The following is a 20,936-nucleotide window of genomic DNA, read 5'->3' on the forward strand; positions in this document are numbered from 1 at the left end:
CGTACCCGTCCGTGTGATCCGTGCCATCCGCGCCGCCTTCCTCCGCGATCTGGGCGAGCCGGCGCCCGCCGTAAGGTGAACGACGCACGAAACACCGTATAAAGGGAGCAGGACGTGACAATGGAACGCATCGGCCCGCCGACCGTCGCCGGTGAACGCGAGATGCTCCGGGCGTTTCTCGACTACCACCGGGCCACGCTCGCGCTGAAATGCGACGGCCTGTCGGACGAGGAGCTGCGCCGCAGGTCGATGCCGCCGTCGACGCTCACGCTGCTCGGCCTGGTCAGGCACATGGCCGAGGTCGAGCGCGCGTGGTTCCGCCGGGTGATCGGCAAGGAGGACGTGCCGCTCGTCTGGTCGGAGGAGGGCGACTACCAGGCGGCGTACGACCCGAGCGGGTCCACCGGCGCGGAGGCGGTCGCCGCCTGGCAGGCGGAGGTCGAGCACTCCCGCAGGATCGAGCGCGCGGCCGAGTCGCTCGACGTCATCGCCTACGCGCCCCGGTGGGAGGAGGACGTCTCGCTGCGGCTGGTGATGCTGCACATGATCCACGAGTACGCCCGGCACAACGGCCACGCCGACTTCCTGCGCGAGGGCGTCGACGGGACCGTGGGCGTCTGAGACGACCCGTCCCCGCCCTTCAGCCGACCGTTTCGTCAGCTCACCGGGCCCTGGACGGTCCTGCGCTCGGTACGGAAGATCAGCGTCGTCTCCAGATGGACGATCTCCTGGCGGACCAGGATGCGCTCGAGGATCAGGCGGTGCAGGTGATCGGCGTCGGGCACCGCGACGTGCACCAGGAAGTCCTGCGGGCCGGCCACGTGGAACAGCGCGATCGTCTCGGGGAGCCCGAGCACGAACGCCCGCAGCGGCTCCACCAGCTGGCTCGTGTGGGGCCGCACGCGCATTGCCAGCAGGGCCTCCAGCGGCCGTCCGAGCGCCTGGGTGTCGACCTCCGCGCGGAAGGCCGTGATCAGGCCTCGCCGGCGCAGCGACCGCACGCGTTCGAGAGCGGTGGAGGGGGCGACGCCGACCCGCTCGGCGAGATCCTTGTTGGGCAGCCGCGCGTCCTTCTGCAGCAGCTCCAGGATCTTCCTGTCGGTCGAATCCAGTTCGGCTATCACGCCTTCATCCCTTCGTCGATTCGGCGCTTGTGGCGAAAGGGCATCCACTGCGGCCATCATCGTGTCATGACCCCGAATCATGTCTGGGACATCGACGACTTCGTCCACGCCGCCGAGGTGACCGTGCAGGGCCTCGCCGCGTACGTCCGCGAGAGCCAGGACGGGGCGGCGCCGGTCATCCGCCGCAAGCCGCCAGGGGAGCTGGCCGGACGGCTCGGGCTCGCCCGCTGGATCCGCGAGGGCGGCATGGCCACGGAGAGCTACCGGGAGTGGCTCGACGCCTATCTCGCGGAGAGCACGCGGATGCATCATCCGGCCTACCTGGCTCACCAGACGGCCGCGCCCGACTTCCCCGCGGCACTGGCCGACTTCGTCCACGGCGCGATCAACAACCCGATGGCGATCTACGAGATGGGCGCCGCGACGGCGACCGTCGAGTTCGAGGTGCTGCGCTGGATGCTCGGCAAGATCGGCTTCCCCGAGGGCGGGGGCGTGCTCACCCACGGCGGATCGCTGGCCAACCTGACCGCGCTGCTCGCCGCGCGGGCCGCCGCCGCCCCTGATGCCTGGACCGAGGGCGTGCCCGGCGATCTCGCCCTCCTCGCGCCGCCGTCGGCGCACTACTCGATCACCCGCGCGGCGGCGATCCTCGGCCTCGGCGAGCGCGCGGTCGTGCCGCTCGACGTGGACGAACTGGGCCGGATCGACGTGGCCCGGCTGGGCGAGGGGCTCGACCGGGCGCGGCGAGCCGGCCGCCGGCCGATGGCCCTGGTCGCGGCCGCCTGCGCCACCGGCACCGGCCTGTACGACGACCTGCGCCCCATCGGCGAGTTCTGCGCCGAGCACGGACTGTGGTTCCACGTGGACGGCGCGCACGGCGCGTCGGCGCTGCTCACCGAGGAGCACCGCCACCTGCTCGACGGCGTCGAACTGGCCGATTCGGTCATCTGGGACGCGCACAAGATGCTGCGCACCTCAGGACTCGCGGCGGCCGTGCTCGTCCGCCGCGAGGGCGACCTGGACGCCGCGTTCCGGCAGCAGGCCAGCTACCTGTTCTACGGCGACCAGGGGTTCGACCTGATCGGAAGGACGGTGGAGTGCACCAAGGGCGCGCTCGGGCTGAAGGTCTTCCTCAACCTCGCCTGGCGGGGCGAGCGGGGCCTCGGTGAGCACGTGGCAGGGCGGTACGCCACCGCGCACCGTTTCTGGGAACTGGCCCGCGAACGGCCCGGCTTCCACTGCCCGTACGAGCCGGAGAGCAACATCGTCTGCTTCCGGTACGGCGACGGCGACCAGGCCGCCATTCGCGAGACTCTGCTGGAGGAGGGCTCCTTCCACCTGACCTCGGCCGAGGTCGGGGGCGTCCGCCACCTGCGGGTGACGGTCATCGCCCCGGCCACCGACGACAAGACCCTCGAAGCCCTCCTCGACCGCATCGCCTCGCTCGGGGACGCCTAGAAGGCGGCGGGCTCGGTGTAGGTGCCCCACTCCTCGCGCAAGACGTCGCAGATCTCGCCCAGCGTGGCCTCGGCCCGCACGGCCTCCAGCATGGGCGGGATCATGTTGTCGTCGCCCCTGGACGCGGCCCGCAGGGCGGTCAGCGCCGCGTCGACGACCTCCTGGTCCCGCGCGGCGCGCCGCTCGGCCAGCGCTCTGCGCTGCTCGACCTCGACCTCGTGGCTGATCCGCAGGATCTCCAGCGGCTGCTCCACGGTCGAGGTGTGGCAGTTCACGCCGACGATCCGCTTGTCGCCCTTCTCCAGCTTGCGCTGGTAGTCGAAGGCCGACTCGGCGATCTCCGACATGAACCAGCCGTCCTCGATGCCGCGCAGGATGCCGGCGGTCATCGTGCCGTCGCCGCCCATCTCCCGGATCCTCGCGAAGGTCTTCTCCGCCTCGGCCTCCAGCCGGTCGGTCAGCGCCTCGACGTACCAGGAGCCGCCCAGCGGGTCGACGACGTTGACGACCTCCGTCTCCTCCATGATCACCTGCTGGGTGCGTAGCGCGATCTCGGCGGCCTTCTCCGACGGCAGCGCGAGCACCTCGTCCAGCGCGTTGGTGTGCAGCGAGTTGGTGCCGCCGAGCACGGCCGCCAGCGCCTCGATCGCGGTGCGGACCACGTTGTTGTCCGGCTGCTGCGCGGTCAGCGACACGCCCGCTGTCTGGGTGTGGAAGCGCAGCCACTGCGCCTTGTCGGTGCGCGCGCCGTACACGTCGCGCATCCAGCGGGCCCAGATGCGCCGCGCGGCGCGGAACTTCGCGATCTCCTCGAAGAAGTCGATGTGCGCGTCGAAGAAGAACGACAGGCCCGGCGCGAACACGTCCACGTCGAGCCCGCGCGACAGGCCCAGCTCGACGTAGCCGAAGCCGTCGGCGAGCGTGAAGGCCAGCTCCTGCGCGGCCGTGGCCCCCGCCTCGCGAATGTGGTAGCCCGAGACCGACAGCGGCTTGTACGCGGGGATCTCGGCGGCGCAGAACTCCATGAGGTCGCCGATCAGCCGCAGGTGCGGCTCGGGGGCGAACAGCCACTCCTTCTGCGCGATGTACTCCTTGAAGATGTCCGTCTGGAGTGTGCCGTTGAGCTTGCCCACCGGCACGCCCTGCCGTTCGGCGGCGACCACGTACATGCAGAAGATCGGCACGGCGGGCCCGCTGATGGTCATCGACGTGGTGACGTCGCCGAGCGGGATGCCGTCGAACAACAGATCCATGTCGAGGGCCGAGTCGATCGCCACGCCGCAGTGGCCCACCTCGCCGAGCGAGCGGGGGTCGTCGGAGTCGCGGCCCATCAGCGTCGGCATGTCGAACGCCACCGACAGGCCGCCGCCCCCGGCGCCGAGGATCATCTTGTAGCGCTCGTTGGTCTGCGTGGCGTTGCCGAACCCGGCGAACTGCCGGATGGTCCAGGGACGGCCGCGGTAGCCGGTGGCGTACAGGCCGCGGGTGAAGGGGAACTCGCCCGGCCAGCCGATGCGCTCGAACCTCGGGTCCTCCCCGGGCGGCCCGTAGACGGGGTCCACCTCCAGCCCCGACAGGGTGCGGAACTCGTGGTCCCGTTTGAAGGCGGCGTCGTATCGCGCCTGCCAGCGGGCCCTGCCCGCCTCGACCGACTCGGCGCCCGTCGCGTCCGGCTCCATGCGTCCCTCCCCGTGTCTCACTCTCCGAGAAGATACTAGGACGTCCTACTAAATTCGGCCACCACCGGTCCCCTGTTGACTCCCCGTCTCCATGGCTGTCATGTCACACGTTGGTCGCGAATTGTCACGGAGCTTTGACAGAGCCGGGAAATCTCCAAACATGGTCAGCGCCCTTGAAGTCCACACGGAGGTGGATGTGAAGCGCTTGACAGTCGTCGCCGCGACCGCGGCGATGGTGGCGGCACCCCTCGCCACACCCGCGCAGGCCGAACCGGCTGCCGCCGGGTCTGCGGCCCCGGCCGAATACGTGGTCCTGTACAGGGAAGGCGCGGCCGCCGCGGACGCCCAGAAGGCGATCGAAGCGGCGGGCGGCAGCGTGATCAAGGTGAACACCGAGGTCGGACTGGCCACGGTCAGCACCACCAACGCCGGCTTCGCCGGTGCCCTGCAGAGCTCGGCCGCCGTCGAAGCGGTCGCCCGCAACCAGTCGATCGGCAGCGCGCCCGACGACGCCAAGGCCTCCGCCGCCGCGAGGAAGGCCGTCGCGCGGGCCGCCAAGAACCACACCGTGGAGAAGGAGGGCCGGGGCGGCCCCGCCCGCACGTGGGGACGCAACGTCAAGGACGAGCCGCTGGCCGACCTGCAGTGGGACATGAAGCAGATCCACGCGGACCAGGCCCACAGGTTCGAGCAGGGGGACAAGGGCGTCCTCGTCGGCATCCTCGACACCGGCGTCGACGGCTCCCACCCCGACATCGCGCCGAACTTCGACCGGAGGCTGAGCCGGAACTTCACCGTCGATCTGCCGGCGGACGCCGACGGCACCGAGATCGACGGCCCCTGCGAGAGCGACCCCGACGGCTCCTGCACCGACCCGAACGACGTGGACGAGAACGGCCACGGCACCCATGTCGCCTCGTCGATCGCCGCGCCCATCAACAAGCTGGGCATCTCGGGCGTCGCGCCGAAGGTGACGATCGTGAACCTGCGGGCCGGCCAGGACTCGGGCTACTTCTTCCTCCAGCCCACGGTCGACGCCCTCACCTACGCGGGGAACATCGGCGTCGACGTGGTCAACATGAGCTACTACGTCGACCCGTGGCTGTTCAACTGCGCGGACAACCCGGCCGACAGCCCCGAGGAGCAGGCCCAGCAGCGGCTCTACGTCGCCGCCACCCAGCGGGCGATCGACTACGCGCACGCGCACGGCGTGACGGTCGTCAGCGCGGCCGGCAACGAGGCGATCGACTACATCAAGACGAACGTCGACACCGCCAGTCCCGACTTCGCCGGTTTCCCCGGCCAGGCCGCCAGGTCCCGGACCGTCCCCCCGTCCTGCGTCTCGCTGCCGAGTGAGTCCGAGCACGTGATCTCGGTGTCCTCGACCGGTGTCAGCAAGCGGAAGGCGTACTACTCCAGCTTCGGCGACGGCTACATCGACGTGGCCTCACCCGGTGGAGACGTCTACGACACCCCCGGCAACACCAGGGACATCACCAAGGCCACGCTCTCGGCCTATCCCAAGGCGCTCGCCGTCGCCAACGGCGAGATCGACGCGAACGGCGACCCGACCGTCGACTACGTCGTGAAGGACTGCAAGGGCGCCGCCTGCGGCTACTACCAGTACCTGCAGGGCACCTCGATGGCCTCGCCCCGGGCGGCCGGCGTCGCGGCGCTGATCGTCAGCCGGTACGGCAAGCGCGACCGCGCCCACGGCGGCCTGACGCTGAACCCGGACACGGTGGAGGCGATCCTCAAGGGCACGGCCACCGGGACGGCCTGCCCGAACCCGCCCGCGTTCACCTACACCCGCATCCTGCCGACCGGCTCCACCGTGACCGCCACGCACACCTGTGAGGGCGGCCGATCGGACAACGGCTTCTTTGGCAAGGGAATCGTCGACGCCCTGCGCGCCGTCGGCCACTGAGCTGAGCTGAGCTAGCCGAGCCGGGCCGACTGGGCCGACTGGGCCGACCGGCGGCGCACCCGTGCGCCTGCCCCGGGCCGGTGACGCACCCCGCGTGGCGGTGCGTCACCGGCCCACCCGGGTCTTCCACCGCGAGACCGGCGCGGGGCCGCGTCAGGAGCTGAAGTCGCCCGCGGCGACGCGCAAGGTCCTGAGCAGCCCGAACATCTCCCCCAGCTCGGCCTCGTCGTACATGCCCATGCAGAAACCCGCGTTCATCAGGTCGGCCGTGGCCCGCCGCACGATGGTCCGGCCCTCGTCGGTGATCTCCGCGAGCACGCCGCGACCGTCCCGCGGGTTGCGCATGCGGCGGACCAGGCCGGCCCGTTCGAGGCGGTCCACCGTGTTGGTCACGCTCGTCGGGTGCACCATCAGCCGCTCGCCGATCTTCGACAGCGGCAGCGACCCGGCCCGGCTGAACGTGAGCAGCACGAGCGCCTCATATCTGGCGAAGGTCAGGTCGTACGGCTTCAGCAGCGTGTCCAGTTGCGCCAGCAGGATCTGATGGGCTCTCATGATCGAAGTGACGGCGGCCATGGCGGACGACGGCCCGAACGTCGAACGCCAGGTGTCGGCAGCCCTTTCGATCGGGTCGAACGGGAGCTTGAGCGGCCGGGGGCCACCCGTGGGCGGTGGCTCGGAGCTGGGCGGAACGGACACAGCGATATACGGTAGCGCGGCGCCCGCCACGATCGACCGGCGCACCGAGCGTAACCGGATTGATTCCTTGACCCCAGAACTCCCCCCGTACGGGTCACGCTCCGTTATGGTTGCGACGTCGAAAGGTGAGGCGGCGGCAAACCCGGCGGCACGGGGAACCCCGTCTGCTAGAGGACGTCTCGCGGACGGGGGTCCGCGGGGGACGCGTCCGATGGCGGGCGAGGCGAGGCCGGCCGGTGAATCAGCGCCACGGGGAACGGCGTCGGTTCGCGCACCGCTCACACAGACACGGGGGAGATTTTCAATGGACAGCATCGCTGTCCCGGCGCCGCATGCGCGCCGGACGTCGGTGGCGTGGCCGGGGGCCGCGCCCTGCTGTGGGTGAGCATAGGGGCGGTTCACGCGGTGAGCTGAGACACGGCGCGCTGGTCGCGGCGACCGTGCTGTTCGTGCTCGCGCTCGTCGCCGCGTGGAGCGTCCTCATTCCCGGTTTCATGGACTGGGACGACATAGTGGCGGCCGTCATCGGCTCGCTGCGCCTGACGGGACCGCTCGGAGCCGCGTTCGCGGCCTGGGTCGCGTTCCGCAGGCGCCGCGCGGACAAGGGCCGTGTCCTGACGCCGTGGCGGGCCGCCAGGGCGCCGCTGTCGATCATCGCGGTCGTCACCGGCTCCTTCGGGGCGACCGTGCTGCTGCTCGGGCTGCGTGCCGCGCTGACCGGGCAGGGCGGGCCGCTGCTGCCCGGCGGTCTCGCGATGTCCGTCGCCGGGCTGGGGCTGTATGTCGTGATCGGCTGGATCCTCGGCTGGCTCGTGCCGGTCGTCGTCGTCCCGCTGATCGCGGGAGCCGGCACGTTCGGGCTGTTCACCTGGCTGGCCACCGGGCCCAACTGGGCCGACCGGCTCGCGCCCGGCACCGGGGAGCCGTACGACCTGCTCTCCGGCGTCAGCGAGACCGCCTACGCGGACCAGACGCTGTGGCTGCTCGGCCTCAGCACCGCGCTGCTGCTCGGGTGGGTGGCCCTGGTGACCCGGCGGACGCTGGCACTGGCCGCCGCGGTGATCACCGTGCTGGCCGCCGGGACCGGCGCGGCCCGGCTCGTCACCGGGCCGCGGACGATAACGGTGAGCGAGCGTCTCGTCTGCCAGGAATGGCCCATCAGCGTCTGCGTGCATCCGGCGCTGCGCGGGGGCCTGGCCGAGCTCGCCACCGTGTTCACCAAGCTCGCGCTGCGCCTGAACGGCACGCCGGCCGCCTTCACGAGGGTCGAGCAACGGGCGTACGGCGAGGAGGGCTCGACGGGGCCGGGAGTGGTCGTCGTCCACATCGACGACCTCGGGTCCGGATACGCCCAGCGGGCGGCCACCGAGTTCCTCGACCGCCTGGCCCGCCCGTGCCCGGGAGCCGGGGCCGCCGGCTACCGTGCCGTCGTCGTCGCCTGGCTGCGGGGTGTCGCGCTGCCCAGCGGACCGCTGCGCGAGCACCACGAGGCGGCCATCTGGTTCTCCGAGCTGAGTGAGGGCCAGCGGCACGACTGGCTGCGCATGTTCTACTCCGACTTCGTCTCCTGCGGCCTTCAGGCCAAGCACTTCGGCGGCGGCACCCGGCCCGCCGACCCCGTCGCGTCGGGTTACCCGGTCAATCCCACCCCCGCGTACGCGCCGGACTATCCGGTCGAGCCGAGTCCGCCGGGAACGGTCGTCGCCACCGGCATGCCGACCGGCCTCGACCCCGGCTGGGAGCAGGGGACGGACCCACGCGGCGAGACCGGTCCGGGATGGACCGGCCCGAGTCCGGCCGCATCGTTGTGGCCGTCTCCCGCCGCGAGCCCCGCCGGCCGGTATCCCACGGGCCGGTATCCGACGGGTGAAGGCCCCATGGGTCAGGGGTCTATGGGTCAGGGGTCTATGGGTCAGGGTCCGATGGGCCGCCCGGGTTACCCCGGTCCGTGGGACGCGCCGCACGGCGAAGGCGCCCGGAGAGGCGGCCCCTGGATCCCCGGCCCGGGACGGTCGCCGCACCCCTGGCGGCCCGGAAGGCCCGGCAGGGGCGGTGACGACGCCGCATCCCCGGACCGTCCGGGTGCGCCCGGTACGCAGGAACGGCCCGGCGGCGTCGGCGCGAGCCCGTCACCTGCGCAGGACCGCCCCGGCCGCCCGCAACCCGGCGTGCAGGAACGGCCCGGCGGCGCGAGCACCTCCCCCGTCCAGGACCACCGGCCCGGCCGGCCCCGGTCCACCGGCACGGTCCGCGGCCGGGACGGGCACGACGCGCGCCCCGGACACACCGCGCGACCGGGGGTACGCTCCGGCGGTCCAGGCAGTGGTCCGGGCAACAGTCCAGACGCCGGTCGTGACGCCGGTCGCACGGACCCCGGCCTGCCTGCCACGGACGACACCGACGCCCGCGACGCGGGCCCCCGGGACGACCCTGGCGTGATGGGCGTCCCCGGCACGCTCCTGGCGCCCGCCGCGTAGTCCGCCCCGCGCCCGACAGAACCGGCCGCGGGGCAGAACCGGCCGACTGGCCGAATCGGCCGCGGGGCGGGCCGGTCCGGCCATCGGTCCGGACGAAAGGCGGGTTGGGGAGGACCGAAGCACCGTCTATGGACAGAAATGATCTTCTCGAACGTGAGATCGCGGGAATAGGGGGAAGATTCCCCCCGTGGACCGTCAGACCCGTCCCTCGTTCACGCCGGCCGACTCCGGCGCCGCCACCGACGCCACGGCACGCGCCGGGGCCCCCGCACCCCGTTCCCGGCGCGGCTGGCGGGTGCTCGCCGGCCTGCTGCTCGTGGTCCTGCTGCTCGTGGTCGGCGCCCGGCTGACCTGGTCCTGGCTCAACCCGCTGGGCGAGCAGACCATCGACCGCAGCGGCCCCGCGCTGCTCCGGTCCGTGCAGAACCTGAGCCGCTTCGAGGCCGCGACCGGCGACTTCCAGGTCATCGTCGACCTGGAGAAGGACGCGAAGTTCGTGCCGGACGCGATCAAGGGCACCCGCACGCTCTTCGTGGGCGCCGGCACCGTGGACGCATATGTGGACTTCACCACGCTGCCCAAAGATGCCTTCACCGTCTCCCCCGACCGCACGAGGGTGACGGTGCGACTGCCGCACGCCGAGCTGGAAAAGCCCAACCTCGACAGCAAACGGTCGTACGTCTTCGCACAGGAGCGGGGCATCTTCGACCGGATCTCCGACTTCCTGTCGTCGTCGCCGCAGAACCAGCAGGAGCTCTACATGCTGGCCGAACGCAAGATCGCCGACGCGGCCACCGCCAGTGACCTGCGCTCCCGTGCCGACCAGAACACCAAGGCCATGCTGGAGGGCGTGCTGAAGTCCCTCGGCTTCACGACGGTCACGGTCAAATACGACGGCCAGCCCTGACCCGTCGGCCGCCGCGAGGCGAGAGCCGTACGGGCCGGGCCCGGACCGGCCCGGCCTCGGCCCTGCCTCTCAGCGCAGCGCGGCGCCCCGACCCAGCGCCGCAGCGCGGCGCGGCACCTCGGACCGGCGTCTCATCGCAGCGCGGCGATGAGGTCGTCGGCGGCGGCGTAGGGATCGGTCTGCGCGCCGAGCAGCCGCTCGGCGAGCGCGTCGAGGCGGTCACCGTGGAGCACGGCGAAGCGCGACCGGAGCTGGGCCAGCGCGATCGCCTCGATCTCGTCGCGGGCCCTGGCCAGCCGCCGCCTACGGGCCTCGCCCGACTCCTCCAGGTATGCCTGGTGCTTGTCCAGCTCGGCCATCAGGTCGTCCGCGCCCTCGCCCTTGGAGGCGACGGTGGTGACGATCGGCGGCCGCCACGGCGTCTCGACGAGGCCCGTCATGTTCCGCAGTTCCCGCACGGTCGCCTGGACGCCGTCGCGGTCGGCCTTGTTCACCACCAGGACGTCGGCGACCTCGAGGATGCCCGCCTTGGCGGCCTGCACGCCGTCGCCCATGCCCGGCGCGAGGATGACGACGGTCGTGTCGGCCAGACGGGCGATCTCCACCTCGGCCTGCCCCACGCCGACCGTCTCGACGAGGATCACGTCGCATCCGGCGGCCTCCAGCACGCGCAGCGCCTGCGGCGTGGCCCACGCGAGCCCGCCCAGGTGCCCCCGGCTCGACATGCTGCGGATGAAGACCCCCGGATCGGTCGCGTGGTCCTGCATGCGGACGCGGTCGCCGAGCAGGGCCCCGCCGGTGAACGGGCTGGAGGGGTCGACCGCGAGCACCCCCACCGTGCTGCCGCGTTTGCGGAACGCCCGGATGAGCATGCCGGTCGAGGTCGACTTGCCGACGCCGGGAGATCCGGTCAGGCCGATGACCCGGGCGGGGTGTGCCCGCGCGGCGCCGGTGGCGAGCGCGGCCATCGCCTCGCGCAGCGCACGGCTCGCCGCCGCGGGCGCCGCCGGGTCTCCCCCCGCGGAACCAGCGGAACCAGCAGGACCGGCGGAACCGGCGGGCCGCGCGGCGTTCGCGGCCTTCGCGGCGTTCTCCGCGTTTTCGACGGCGTTCTCCACCAGCGAGATCAGCCGCGCCACCGCGCGCGGCCGTCCCTGTCGCGCCTGGCCGACTAGCTCACGGACGTCCACCTGCGGCTCCGTTCAGGCGCCGGGCGCGGGAACCCGGATGATCAGCGCGTCGCCCTGGCCGCCACCGCCGCACAGGCCAGCCGCGCCGAGGCCGCCGCCGCGCCTCTTCAGCTCGTGGGCCAGCGTCAGCACGATCCGGGCGCCGGACGCGCCGATCGGGTGGCCGAGCGCGATTCCGCCGCCGTTGACGTTGACCCTGTCGAGCGGAACGCCCAGTTCCTTCGCCGACTGCAGCACGACCTGGGCGAACGCCTCATTGATTTCCAGCAGGTCGAGGTCGCCGACGGTCAGCCCCTGCTTGGCCAGCGCCTGCGTGATGGCGTTGGCGGGCTGGGACTGCAGCGAGTTGTCCGGCCCGGCCACGTTGCCGTGCGCGCCGATCTCGGCCAGCCATTCGAGGCCCAGCTCCTCGGCCTTGGCCTTCGACATCACGACCACGGCGACGGCTCCGTCGGAGATCTGCGAGGCCGATCCGGCCGTGATGGTGCCGTCCTTGGTGAACGCCGGGCGCAGCTTCGCCAGGGTCTCGACCGTGGTGTCCTCGCGGATTCCCTCGTCGGCGGAGAACAGCACCGGGTCCCCCTGTGTCCCACCCCCATGGCTACGCCCCGCCGCCCCCTTTCTCCGAGGCAGCGGCACCGGGACGATCTCGTCGTCGAACAGGCCCTTCTCGGTGGCCTCGGCGGCGCGCTGGTGCGACCGCGCCGAGAACTCGTCCTGCTCCTCCCGGGTCAGGCCGAGCCGCGCGTTGTGGCGCTCGGTGGACTCCCCCATCGCGATCTGGTCGAACGCGTCGGTGAGGCCGTCGTGGGCCATCGCGTCCACGATCCCGGCGTTGCCGTACTTCACGCCCTTGCGCAGCCCCGGCAGCAGGTGCGGCGCGTTGGTCATCGACTCCATGCCGCCCGCGACGACGATGTCGAACTCGCCCGCGCGGATGAGCTGGTCGGCCAGCGCGATCGCGTCGAGGCCCGACAGACAGACCTTGTTGATGGTGAGGGACGGCACGGTCATGGGGATGCCGGCCTTCACCGCCGCCTGTCGCGAGGGGATCTGTCCCGCACCGGCCTGGAGCACCTGCCCCATGATCACGTACTGGACCTGGTCCGGAGAGACGCCCGCCCGCTCCAGCGCCGCTTTGATCGCGATCCCGCCCAGCTCGACGGCGGACAGGTCGGAGAGCGAGCCGAGGAGCCGTCCGATCGGTGTGCGTGCTCCGGCGACGATGACGGAACCAGACATTGAGACCCTCCACTACGAGATCGGGGCGACGGTGTCACCATACCCAGGAGTAGTGAGGCCGCCCGGGAACGGGCGGTGAGACGGGAACGGCGAGGGGAGACGGCGATGCTGCTGCGCATCGACCACGTGGGCGTGGCCTGCCACAACCTGGAAGAAAAGATCGAGTTCTACGAGTCCGTCTTCGGCCTGACCGTCGTCAGCCGCGAGGTGAACGAGGAGCAGGGCGTCCGCGAGGCCATGCTGCACGTGGCCGACGGCGACCAGGGCGCGTCGTATGTCCAGCTCCTCGAACCGCTACACCCCGACACCGCCGTGGGCAGGTTCCTCGCCAAGCGGGGCGAGGGCGTGCATCATATCGGGTACGGCGTGGCGGACGTCACCGAGGCCCTGGAGAAGATCGGGGCGAAGGGCGTGCGCCTGATCGACGAGCGGCCCAGACACGGGTCGATGGGGGCCTCGATCGCGTTCCTGCATCCAAAGGACGTGGGAGGGGTTCTCACCGAGCTCGTCGAGACGTCCAGGCGCTAGACAAACGCAAGAAACGTTCATACGTAACAAGTCGCGCAGAAAGTCGGAGGGGGCCTCCAAGGCGGCAGTACCGGAGTACGCTGGCGTACCACCGGACGTGGACGCCAAACCGGCTTCCCCGCCTCGGAACCGACCCCCCGTCCGGCCCCTGTAGCCGTCTCGACAACCAGGATCGAGCCTCATGCAGTCCGACATCGACGCCCAGCTCAACAACTTCTTCGAGGACGCCCCATCTCGCGAATTCGACGTGGTGCTCCGGGGTTATGACCGGCACCAGGTCCACGACCACCTGAAGACTCTCGACACCGAACTGCGTCAGGCCAAGGAACAGGTCGGCGCCCTCCAGCGGGAGCTGTCCGACTCTCAGCGCCAGCTGCAGGAGCAGGAGCGTCCGACGTACTCGGGTCTCGGCGCCCGCATCGAGCAGTTGCTCAGGCTCGCGGAGGAGCAGGCCACCGAGCTCGTCCAGGCTGCCCGGTCGGAGGCGAACGAGATCCGCGCCGCCGCCAAGGTGGACGCCGCCGACCTGCGGGCGGCAGCGGAGAACGAGGCGGCGGAGAAGCGGGCGTTGGCGACGCGCGAGGCCGAGGAGATGCGCAGCACCGCCGAGCGCGACGCGGAGGAGATCCGGTCGACGGCCCGGCGTGAGTCCGACGAGCTGACCGCCACCACCGAGCGCGAGGTCGCCAAGATCCGTGCCACCGCCGACCACGAGGTCGCGGAGAAGCGGGCGGACGCCGAGCGCGAGATCGCCAAGCTGCGCACCACGACCGAGCGCGAGGTGGCCCAGCTGCGGGCCTCGACCAAGCGCGAGCGCGACGAGGTGCTCACCACGGCCAAGCGTCAGGCGGACGAGATGCGGGCCCAGGCGCAGCGGATCCTGGAGGAGTCGGAGGCCAAGCGCGCTCAGGACGAGGCGGAGTTCGAGATCCAGCTCGCCGCCCGCCGCGAGGACGCCGAGCGGCAGGAGGCCGAGCGGCACGCCACCGCCCAGGCCAACACCCAGAAGCTGGTCGCCGAGGCCGAGCAGCGCGCCGCCACCGCCGAGCAGCGGGCCGCCAAGGCCACGCAGCAGGCCGAGCAGACCCGCCGCGAGGCCGACACCCACGCCAAGCAGCTGCTGGCCAACGCTCGCAAGAACGCCGACCAGCTCGTGGCCGACGCCAAGACCAGCGCCGACACGATAGTGACCGAGGCCAAGAACGAGGCCGAGCGCACCCGTACGTCGATGCAGCGCCAGGTGGACGAGCTCACCCGTCAGCGCGACAGCATCACCAGCCACCTCGCCCAGCTCCGTCAGCTGCTCGGCGGCGCTCCGCTGCCGGGCATGGACTCGGAGCCGGCGCCCGTCACCGCGGCCCCGCCGAAGCCGGCCCTGTCGGCCCCGCCGGTCGTGGAGAAGCCGGCCGTGCCCGTCACGCCGGTGGTCGAGCCGATCAGCTCCGCCAAGACCGACGACGACGCGGAGTGGTGGCAGGAGTAGTCACTGGGACATTCGGGGAGTCTGACGGCTGAATGAACGGGGCCCGGCACCGCCGGGCCCCGTTCTCATGTCCGTATTCATCGCATCCGTGGGCATCATGTCCGCGTTCATCGGGCCCGTATCGCTGTGTCCGCGTTGTCGAATCCGCGACGCCGTGCCCGTGCCGCCGTGCCCGTGCCGCGGTACCCGTGTCGCCGTGCCCGCTTCCGGGCTCAGTCGAGCCGGTCGAGGGACTTGACGAACTCCGCGACGACGTGGTTGAACGCCTCGGGCTGCTCGACGGCGGACAAATGGCCCGCCTTCTCGATGACGGCGAGCCGGGCCTGCGGGATGGCCTCCGCCATCGCCTCGGCGTCCGGGAGCGGCGACAGCTCGTCCTCGTCGCCGACGACGACCAGCGCCGGAACAGTCAGGGACCGCAACGTGCCGAACGCGTCGGGACGGGCGGCCATCGCCCGCTGCGCCCACGCGACGGCCGTGGGCGGCGCCGCCTGGACAAGCCCGCGGACGCGCCCGAGGACCATCCCCCTGCGCGCCCTGGTGGTCTCGCCGAGCATCGGGGGCAGCGACTCGGTCACGAGGATGCCCGTGCCGCTCTCCAGGACCGCTGCGGCGATCCGCTCTCTGTTCGCCCGGGCCGGCTCGGCGTCGGCCTGGGCCTTGGTGTCGGCGAGGACAAGGCCGCGTACGCGGTCCGGGTGGCGGCGGCACAGCGCCATCGCCACATAGCCGCCCATGGACAGGCCGCCGACCACGGCACGGTCGACACCTTCCTGGTCGAGCAGGTGCGCCACATCGTCGGCCATGAGGTCGATCGAGGGCTCGTCGTCACCGAGCATCGTTCCGCCGAAGCCGCGCAGGTCCGGGGTGATCACCCGGCAGACGGGCGCGAGGCCCTCGCGCTGGGCGAGCCACATCGCGGAGGACAGCGGGAACGCGTGGAGCAGGACGACTGGCAGGCCGCTCCCGGCGGAACGCGAGTAGAGCTGCATCAGGTCACGGTAACGCGCCGCGCGCCCGCCGCCGCCGTTCGTCACCGATTCGCGACCCCAGCGGCTCGCCCGCCACGCTCAGACGGTGGTCGGCAGCGGCGCGGCGGCCGGGTTCACGCGCTTGACGATCTCGTTCAGCACGATCCGCACGTACGGCTCGCCGACCCACAGGTGCTTGGCCCCCTCCACCCCGACGACCTCCGCCTGCGGCACCGCCGCGAACCGGCGCACGGCCTCCTCCGGCCGCAGGTAGTCGTCGTGCTCCGGCACCAGGGCCACCAGAGGGCGGCCGAACTCGCCCCAGGCGACGAGGTCCTTCTCGCCGGCCCGCTTCAGCGGCGGCGACAGCAGGATCGCGCCCCGCACGATCGGGTCGCGGCCCCACTTCAGCGCCAGCTCGGTGCCGAACGACCAGCCGACCAGCCAGGGGTTCGGCAGGTCGTGGAAGTCGGCGTACTCCAGGGCGGCGGCGACGTCCCACCGCTCTCCCTCACCGCCGTCGAAGGCCCCCTGGGAGGTGCCCCGGTCGGAGGCCGTGCCCCGGGTGTTGAAGCGCAGCACCGCGATGTCGGCGAGCGCGGGCAGCCGGTAGGACGCCTTGCGCAGCACGTGGCTGTCCATCATCCCGCCGTGGGTGGGCAGAGGATGCAGGCAGACCAGCGTCGCCACCGGCGGCTTGCTGTCCGGCACCGCGACCTCGCCGACGAGGGTCAGCCCGTCGGCCGTCTGCAGCTCGATGTCCTTGCGCCGGGCAGGCAGCACCGTGGACGCCCTGATGTCCATTCCCACTCCGAAAGCTCGTGTCAGTAACGGCTGCGGCCCGGACCGCGGTTGGCCCGGTTGCGCCAGCACGTGGTGTGCCAGTGCCGCCGCTCGTCCTCTCCCCCGGACCAGGCCGGCCAACTCACCACATGCGGCAGCCCGGGCCCGATCTCCTGCTCGCACCCCGGGCACCGGTACGCCTTGCCCTGGGCGGCGCCGGAGACGTTGCGGACGACCCACTCGCCGTCGTGCGCGCTCTCCACGCGGTCCACCCCGGCCACCTGCGGGCCCACCGGCCGTACGGCACGGCCGTCCTGGCGTTCGAACGGGCCGCGGCGGCGGGCACGGCGGGGGCTCACGGCGGGCATCCTTCCCGGGGGTTCATGTCAGGCAGAACGGGAGATGACGGCCCATTCTTCCAGCACTTGCTCAACCGGCGTACGCACGGATGCCCCGGCCGGGGGCCGTGACGAGCCCCGGGGCCCGGCGGCTCCGAGCGCCTGCGACGTCCGCGCCATGCCGGACAGTGTCCCAGAACGTCTCCTGACCTCCGCAACCCCGGTAGGGTTGGCGCACATGCGGCTGGTCATCGCGCGGTGCAGCGTGGATTACGTGGGACGGCTCACCGCCCATCTCCCCATGGCCCCTCGGCTCATCCTGATGAAGGCGGACGGAAGCGTGTCGATACACGCCGACGACCGCGCGTACAAACCCCTGAACTGGATGAACCCTCCCTGCAAGGTCCGCGAGGAGTCGATCGACGGGGTGGTCACCTGGTCGGTCGTGCACGGCAAGACCGGCGAGAAGCTCGTGCTGACGATCGAGGAGATCCTGCACGACTCCAGCCACGAGCTGGGCGTCGATCCGGGTCTGCGCAAGGACGGCGTCGAGGCGCACCTGCAGGAACTGCTCGCCGAGCACATCACCACGCTCGGGGACGGCTGGACGCTGGTGCGCAGGGAGTACATGACCGCCATCGGTCCCGTGGACATCCTGTGCCGCGACCACCTCGGCGGCGCCGTCGCCGTCGAGATCAAGCGGCGCGGCGACATCGACGGCGTGGAGCAGCTCACCCGCTACCTCGAACTGCTCAACCGCGACCCGCGCCTGGCCCCGGTCAAGGGGATCTTCGCGGCCCAGGAGATCAAGCCGCAGGCCCGCGTGCTCGCCGCCGACCGCGGCATCGAGTGTGTGACGCTCGACTACGACGCCCTGCGCGGCATCGAGCCGGAGAACCCCACGCTGTTCTGACCCCGGCCCACTGTCCGCCGGGTCCACGTATCCACCGTGTCCACCGTGTCCGCTGGGTCCACCGTGTCCACCGTTCGGAGGACACGGGCCATCATCCGATCGAGGGTGTTCCGTGATCCTCGCGCGGTGGATTCTTGGGGCATGAAACACGCCATACGCGTACGGGGCCTGACGAAACGATACGGCGAGGTGCAGGCCGTCGCGGGCCTGGACCTCGACATCGAGCACGGCGAGGTGTTCGCCGTCCTCGGTCCGAACGGCGCCGGCAAGTCGACGACGGTCGAGATCCTGGAGGGCTACCGCAAGCGCGACGCGGGGGAGGTCACCGTGCTGGGGCAGGACCCGGCCCGGCCGACGCGCGAGTGGCGGTCCCGCATCGGCATCGTGCTGCAGACCGCCGACGACCGGGCGGAGCTGACCGTGCGGGAGACCCTGCGGCACTTCGCCGCCTACTACGCCGACCCTCGCGATCCTGACGAGCTCATGGAGCAGGTCGGGCTCACCGAGAGCGCGGGCAAACGCATCCGCCAGCTCTCCGGCGGCCAGCGGCGGCGGGTGGACGTCGCCCTCGGCGTCATCGGCCGTCCCGAACTGCTGTTCCTGGACGAGCCGACGACGGGCTTCGACCCCGAGGCGCGGCGCCGGTTCTGGGAGCTCATCGAGGGGCTGGCGCACGACGGCACGACGATCGTGCTGACCACCCACTATCTGGAGGAGGCCGAGACGCTGGCCGACCGGGTGGCGGTCGTGGCACGGGGACGCGTGGTGGCCGAGGGCGACCCCGCCACCCTGGGCGGCCGGGCGAGCGCGAAGGCCAGGGTGAGCTGGTCGGACGGCGAGATCGAGACCGACAACCCCACAGCGGCGGTCCTGGAGCTGTCGCGCAGGTACGACGGGGAGATCCCCGCACTGTCCGTAGCCCGGCCCACGCTGGAGGACGTCTACCTCCGCCTCATCGACTCAGCCGATCCGCCTGCCGGCGGCGTCCCGGAGACCGCCGTCACGATTGGAAGTGCGTCATGACCGCCACCCCCGCGGCCGTCGTCCCGCGCGCGGCCGCACCCCTGCCGTCCCCGCTCAGGATCGCGCTGGCCCGCGCGGCCGTCGAGACGAAGGTGCTGTTCCGGGAGCGGGACGCCGTCGTCTTCACCTTCGCCTTACCGATCGTGTTCCTGGTGCTGTTCGCCTCGATCTTCTCCGACAGCGCCGAGGGGACCGGCGTCACCGTCGCCCAGCTCTACACCGCCGGCCTGATCGGCTCGGGCGTGATGGGCACGGGATTCCAGAACCTCGGCATCGGCATCGCCGGCGACCGGGAGGACGGCACGCTGAAGCGGCTCGTCGGGCTGCCGATGCCGCGCGCGGCGTACTTCATCGGGAAGATCGCCAGCGTGCTGGTCATGACGGTGCTCCAGGTGGCCATCCTGCTCGCCATCGCCGTGCTGTTCTACGGCCTGGAGCTACCGGCCGAGGTGTCGGCCTGGGCGACGTTCGCCTGGGTGTTCGTGCTCGGCGTGTCGGCGGCGTCCGTGCTCGGCATCGCCATCAGCGGCCTGCCCCGCTCCGGCAAGAGCGCGACCGCGGTGATCACCCTGCCCTTCGTGGTGCTTCAGTTCGTCTCCGGGGTCTTCATCCCGATCACGGCGCTGCCCGACTGGCTGGTCAACGCGGCCTCGATCTTCCCGCTGAAGTGGATGTGCCAGGGGTTCCGGTCCGTCTTCCAGGGCGACGCGGGGGCCGCCCTGGAGCTGACCGGGTCGTACGAGCTGGGCAAGATCGCCCTGGTCCTGGCCGCCTGGCTGGTCGGCGGTCTCGTGCTGTGCGCGACGACGTTCCGCTGGAAGGGGCGGCGCGACGGATGAGCCCGATCGCGGAGCGCGACGCCGGCAGGTTCCGGATCCGGCGGGGCCCCGGCCCTGGCGCCGCGTGCGAGAGGCCCGGAGGGGCCGCTACGGACGCGCACGCCTGGAAGACCTCGGCCGGGTGGGAGCTCCTGTTCGGCCTGACCCTGGCCGTCACCGTCGCGTTCGTCGCCGTGGCCGACGCGCCGGTGGCGGCCAGGGCCGCGGCCGTCGGCGGGCTCGCGGTGCTCACCGTGGCATACGTGCTGCTCGGGCGCCGGTCGATGATGCTGGACGGCGAGGAGGAGCGCCGGGCCCTGCTCTACTGGGCCCTGGTGGTGACGGTCTTCGTGCCGGCGACGATCCTGGTCTCGTCGGCGTCGTTCGTGCTGTTCGCCCTGTGCCCGCAGGCGTTCATGATGCTGCGGGTGCGGCGCGCCGTCGTGGTCGCGCTGATCCTCAACCTCGCCCCGATCTGCCGGTTCCTGGTGAACGCCCGGTGGGACCGGGACGAGGTGGTGATGTTCGCCGGCTCGATGGCGCTGATCCTGACGTTCACTCTGGTCTTCGGGCCGTGGATCACCCGGATCATCGAGCAGAGCGCGGAGCGCGCCCGGCTCATCACCGAACTGGAGTCGAGCCGGGCCGAGATCGCGCGCCTGTCGGCGGAACGGGGCGCGCTCACCGAGCGGGAGCGGCTGGCCGGGGAGATCCACGACACTCTGGCCCAGGGGCTGACGAGCATCATCATGCTCGTCCAGGCGGCCCAGGCCCAGCCCGACCCCTCGCGCCATCTCGCCCTCGCCGTACGGACCGCACGGGAGAACCTGACCGAGGCCCGCGGCCTGATCGAGGCGCTCACACCGGCGCCGCTCGACGGCTCCACGCTGGAGGAGGCGCTGCGGCGGGTCACCGCCAGGCTCGGGGAGGAGGCGGGCATCGGCGCCGTGTTCACGGTGGAGGGCGAGTCGCGGCCGCTGCCCGCCGGAGTCGAGGTGGTGCTCCTGCGGGCCGCCCAGGAGGGCCTGGCCAATGTGCGCAGGCACGCCGAAGCGGCCTCGTCGGTCGCGGTGACCCTGCAGTACGGCCCCTGCCACGTCACGCTCCGGGTCGGCGACGACGGGGCGGGATTCCGCACGGGCGCCGAGCACGGATACGGTCTGCGGGCGATGCGGTCGCGGGTCGAGCAGGAGGGCGGCACATTCGGCGTGGAGAGCGTCCCCGGCCGGGGCACCACCCTCAGCGTCACCTTGCGCCCCTCCCCCGCCGCCCATCCCGGTGATCTCGCCGAATCCGACATGACAGTCCCGTGAGCCGCAGGGAGCACGCCATGGCCGCCACGCCCGTTCCGCCCGCCTCGTCCGCGTCCGCCGCCC

19 protein-coding genes are annotated in these 20,936 nt (G+C 71.8%); 11 read left to right on the forward strand and 8 right to left on the reverse strand.

The window, feature by feature from the left end; all coding sequences use genetic code 11:
- The first annotated feature begins 120 nt into the window (after positions 1–120).
- Positions 121–621: a DinB family protein gene (locus tag ACGFIB_RS27810; protein ID WP_357244835.1), complete on the forward strand. Its 501-nt coding sequence runs from the start codon at positions 121–123 to the stop codon at positions 619–621.
- Between the two features lie 35 nt (positions 622–656).
- On the opposite strand, the gene ACGFIB_RS27815 is transcribed toward ACGFIB_RS27810, so the two are convergent.
- On the reverse strand, positions 657–1,124 hold the full coding sequence (locus ACGFIB_RS27815) for an Lrp/AsnC family transcriptional regulator (protein ID WP_393376071.1): 468 nt from the start codon (positions 1,122–1,124) through the stop codon (positions 657–659).
- Positions 1,125–1,190: 66 nt separating this feature from the next.
- Here ACGFIB_RS27815 and ACGFIB_RS27820 point away from each other — a divergent pair, with 66 nt between their 5' ends.
- The gene (locus tag ACGFIB_RS27820; RefSeq protein ID WP_357244737.1) at positions 1,191–2,582 is read left to right on the forward strand and encodes a pyridoxal phosphate-dependent decarboxylase family protein; all 1,392 of its coding nucleotides are present in this window, start codon (positions 1,191–1,193) and stop codon (positions 2,580–2,582) included.
- On the opposite strand, the gene ACGFIB_RS27825 is transcribed toward ACGFIB_RS27820, so the two are convergent.
- Positions 2,579–4,261 carry an acyl-CoA mutase large subunit family protein gene (locus ACGFIB_RS27825; protein ID WP_393376073.1) on the reverse strand — a complete coding sequence of 561 codons (1,683 nt, stop codon included), beginning with the start codon at positions 4,259–4,261 and terminating at the stop codon, positions 2,579–2,581. The genes ACGFIB_RS27820 and ACGFIB_RS27825 overlap by 4 nt on opposite strands.
- 196 nt (positions 4,262–4,457) lie before the next feature.
- On the opposite strand from ACGFIB_RS27825, the gene ACGFIB_RS27830 reads away from it, so the two are divergent.
- On the forward strand, positions 4,458–6,188 hold the full coding sequence (locus ACGFIB_RS27830) for a S8 family serine peptidase (protein ID WP_393376075.1): 1,731 nt from the start codon (positions 4,458–4,460) through the stop codon (positions 6,186–6,188).
- A gap of 153 nt (positions 6,189–6,341) precedes the next feature.
- On the opposite strand, the gene ACGFIB_RS27835 is transcribed toward ACGFIB_RS27830, so the two are convergent.
- Complete coding sequence (locus ACGFIB_RS27835; protein WP_142571512.1) at positions 6,342–6,887, reverse strand: MarR family winged helix-turn-helix transcriptional regulator; 546 nt, start codon at positions 6,885–6,887, stop codon at positions 6,342–6,344.
- A 377-nt stretch (positions 6,888–7,264) separates the two neighbouring features.
- Here ACGFIB_RS27835 and ACGFIB_RS27840 point away from each other — a divergent pair, with 377 nt between their 5' ends.
- Both ACGFIB_RS27840 and ACGFIB_RS27845 read left to right on the forward strand, forming a co-directional pair.
- Entirely contained in the window at positions 7,265–9,364 is a 2,100-nt protein-coding gene (locus tag ACGFIB_RS27840; protein ID WP_393376076.1) for a hypothetical protein, read from the forward strand.
- A 187-nt stretch (positions 9,365–9,551) separates the two neighbouring features.
- The gene (locus ACGFIB_RS27845; RefSeq protein WP_357261370.1) at positions 9,552–10,271 is read left to right on the forward strand and encodes a DUF4230 domain-containing protein; all 720 of its coding nucleotides are present in this window, start codon (positions 9,552–9,554) and stop codon (positions 10,269–10,271) included.
- 131 nt (positions 10,272–10,402) lie between these two features.
- On the opposite strand, the gene meaB is transcribed toward ACGFIB_RS27845, so the two are convergent.
- Both meaB and ACGFIB_RS27855 read right to left on the reverse strand, forming a co-directional pair.
- On the reverse strand, positions 10,403–11,461 hold the full coding sequence (meaB, locus tag ACGFIB_RS27850; protein ID WP_393376078.1) for a methylmalonyl Co-A mutase-associated GTPase MeaB: 1,059 nt from the start codon (positions 11,459–11,461) through the stop codon (positions 10,403–10,405).
- A 12-nt stretch (positions 11,462–11,473) separates the two neighbouring features.
- The gene (locus tag ACGFIB_RS27855; protein ID WP_142571514.1) at positions 11,474–12,703 is read right to left on the reverse strand and encodes an acetyl-CoA C-acetyltransferase; all 1,230 of its coding nucleotides are present in this window, start codon (positions 12,701–12,703) and stop codon (positions 11,474–11,476) included.
- A gap of 105 nt (positions 12,704–12,808) precedes the next feature.
- Between ACGFIB_RS27855 and mce the strand changes: the two genes are divergently transcribed.
- Together mce and ACGFIB_RS27865 are read left to right on the forward strand one after the other, a co-directional pair.
- Entirely contained in the window at positions 12,809–13,231 is a 423-nt protein-coding gene (gene mce, locus ACGFIB_RS27860; protein WP_393376079.1) for a methylmalonyl-CoA epimerase, read from the forward strand.
- Between the two features lie 181 nt (positions 13,232–13,412).
- Positions 13,413–14,714, forward strand: coding sequence for a DivIVA domain-containing protein (locus tag ACGFIB_RS27865; RefSeq protein ID WP_142571516.1), 1,302 nt, complete (start codon positions 13,413–13,415; stop codon positions 14,712–14,714).
- 212 nt (positions 14,715–14,926) lie between these two features.
- Here ACGFIB_RS27865 and ACGFIB_RS27870 read toward each other — a convergent pair whose 3' ends face one another.
- The 3 genes from ACGFIB_RS27870 to ACGFIB_RS27880 form a co-directional block, all read right to left on the reverse strand.
- A complete protein-coding gene (locus ACGFIB_RS27870; protein ID WP_393376081.1) occupies positions 14,927–15,706 on the reverse strand; it encodes an alpha/beta fold hydrolase in 780 nt (259 codons plus the stop codon).
- Positions 15,707–15,784: 78 nt separating this feature from the next.
- Positions 15,785–16,489, reverse strand: a complete 705-nt coding sequence (locus ACGFIB_RS27875) for an alpha/beta hydrolase (protein ID WP_142571518.1) — start codon at positions 16,487–16,489, stop codon at positions 15,785–15,787.
- Positions 16,490–16,509: 20 nt separating this feature from the next.
- Positions 16,510–16,836, reverse strand: coding sequence for an ATP/GTP-binding protein (locus ACGFIB_RS27880; RefSeq protein WP_223867987.1), 327 nt, complete (start codon positions 16,834–16,836; stop codon positions 16,510–16,512).
- Positions 16,837–17,044: 208 nt separating this feature from the next.
- Here ACGFIB_RS27880 and nucS point away from each other — a divergent pair, with 208 nt between their 5' ends.
- From nucS to ACGFIB_RS27900, 4 genes are all read left to right on the forward strand, one after another.
- Positions 17,045–17,719 carry an endonuclease NucS gene (gene nucS, locus ACGFIB_RS27885; protein WP_142571519.1) on the forward strand — a complete coding sequence of 225 codons (675 nt, stop codon included), beginning with the start codon at positions 17,045–17,047 and terminating at the stop codon, positions 17,717–17,719.
- Positions 17,720–17,860: 141 nt separating this feature from the next.
- The gene (locus ACGFIB_RS27890; RefSeq protein WP_393376083.1) at positions 17,861–18,742 is read left to right on the forward strand and encodes an ABC transporter ATP-binding protein; all 882 of its coding nucleotides are present in this window, start codon (positions 17,861–17,863) and stop codon (positions 18,740–18,742) included.
- Positions 18,739–19,581, forward strand: a complete 843-nt coding sequence (locus ACGFIB_RS27895) for an ABC transporter permease (RefSeq protein WP_357261349.1) — start codon at positions 18,739–18,741, stop codon at positions 19,579–19,581. The genes ACGFIB_RS27890 and ACGFIB_RS27895 overlap by 4 nt, the downstream gene beginning before the upstream one ends.
- The gene (locus ACGFIB_RS27900) at positions 19,578–20,873 is read left to right on the forward strand and encodes a sensor histidine kinase (RefSeq protein WP_357244716.1); all 1,296 of its coding nucleotides are present in this window, start codon (positions 19,578–19,580) and stop codon (positions 20,871–20,873) included. The genes ACGFIB_RS27895 and ACGFIB_RS27900 overlap by 4 nt, the downstream gene beginning before the upstream one ends.
- Positions 20,874–20,936 lie beyond the last annotated feature (63 nt).

Origin of the sequence: Microbispora bryophytorum, assembly GCF_043197435.1 — a bacterium.
GTDB classification, from domain to species: Bacteria; Actinomycetota; Actinomycetes; order Streptosporangiales; family Streptosporangiaceae; genus Microbispora; species Microbispora bryophytorum.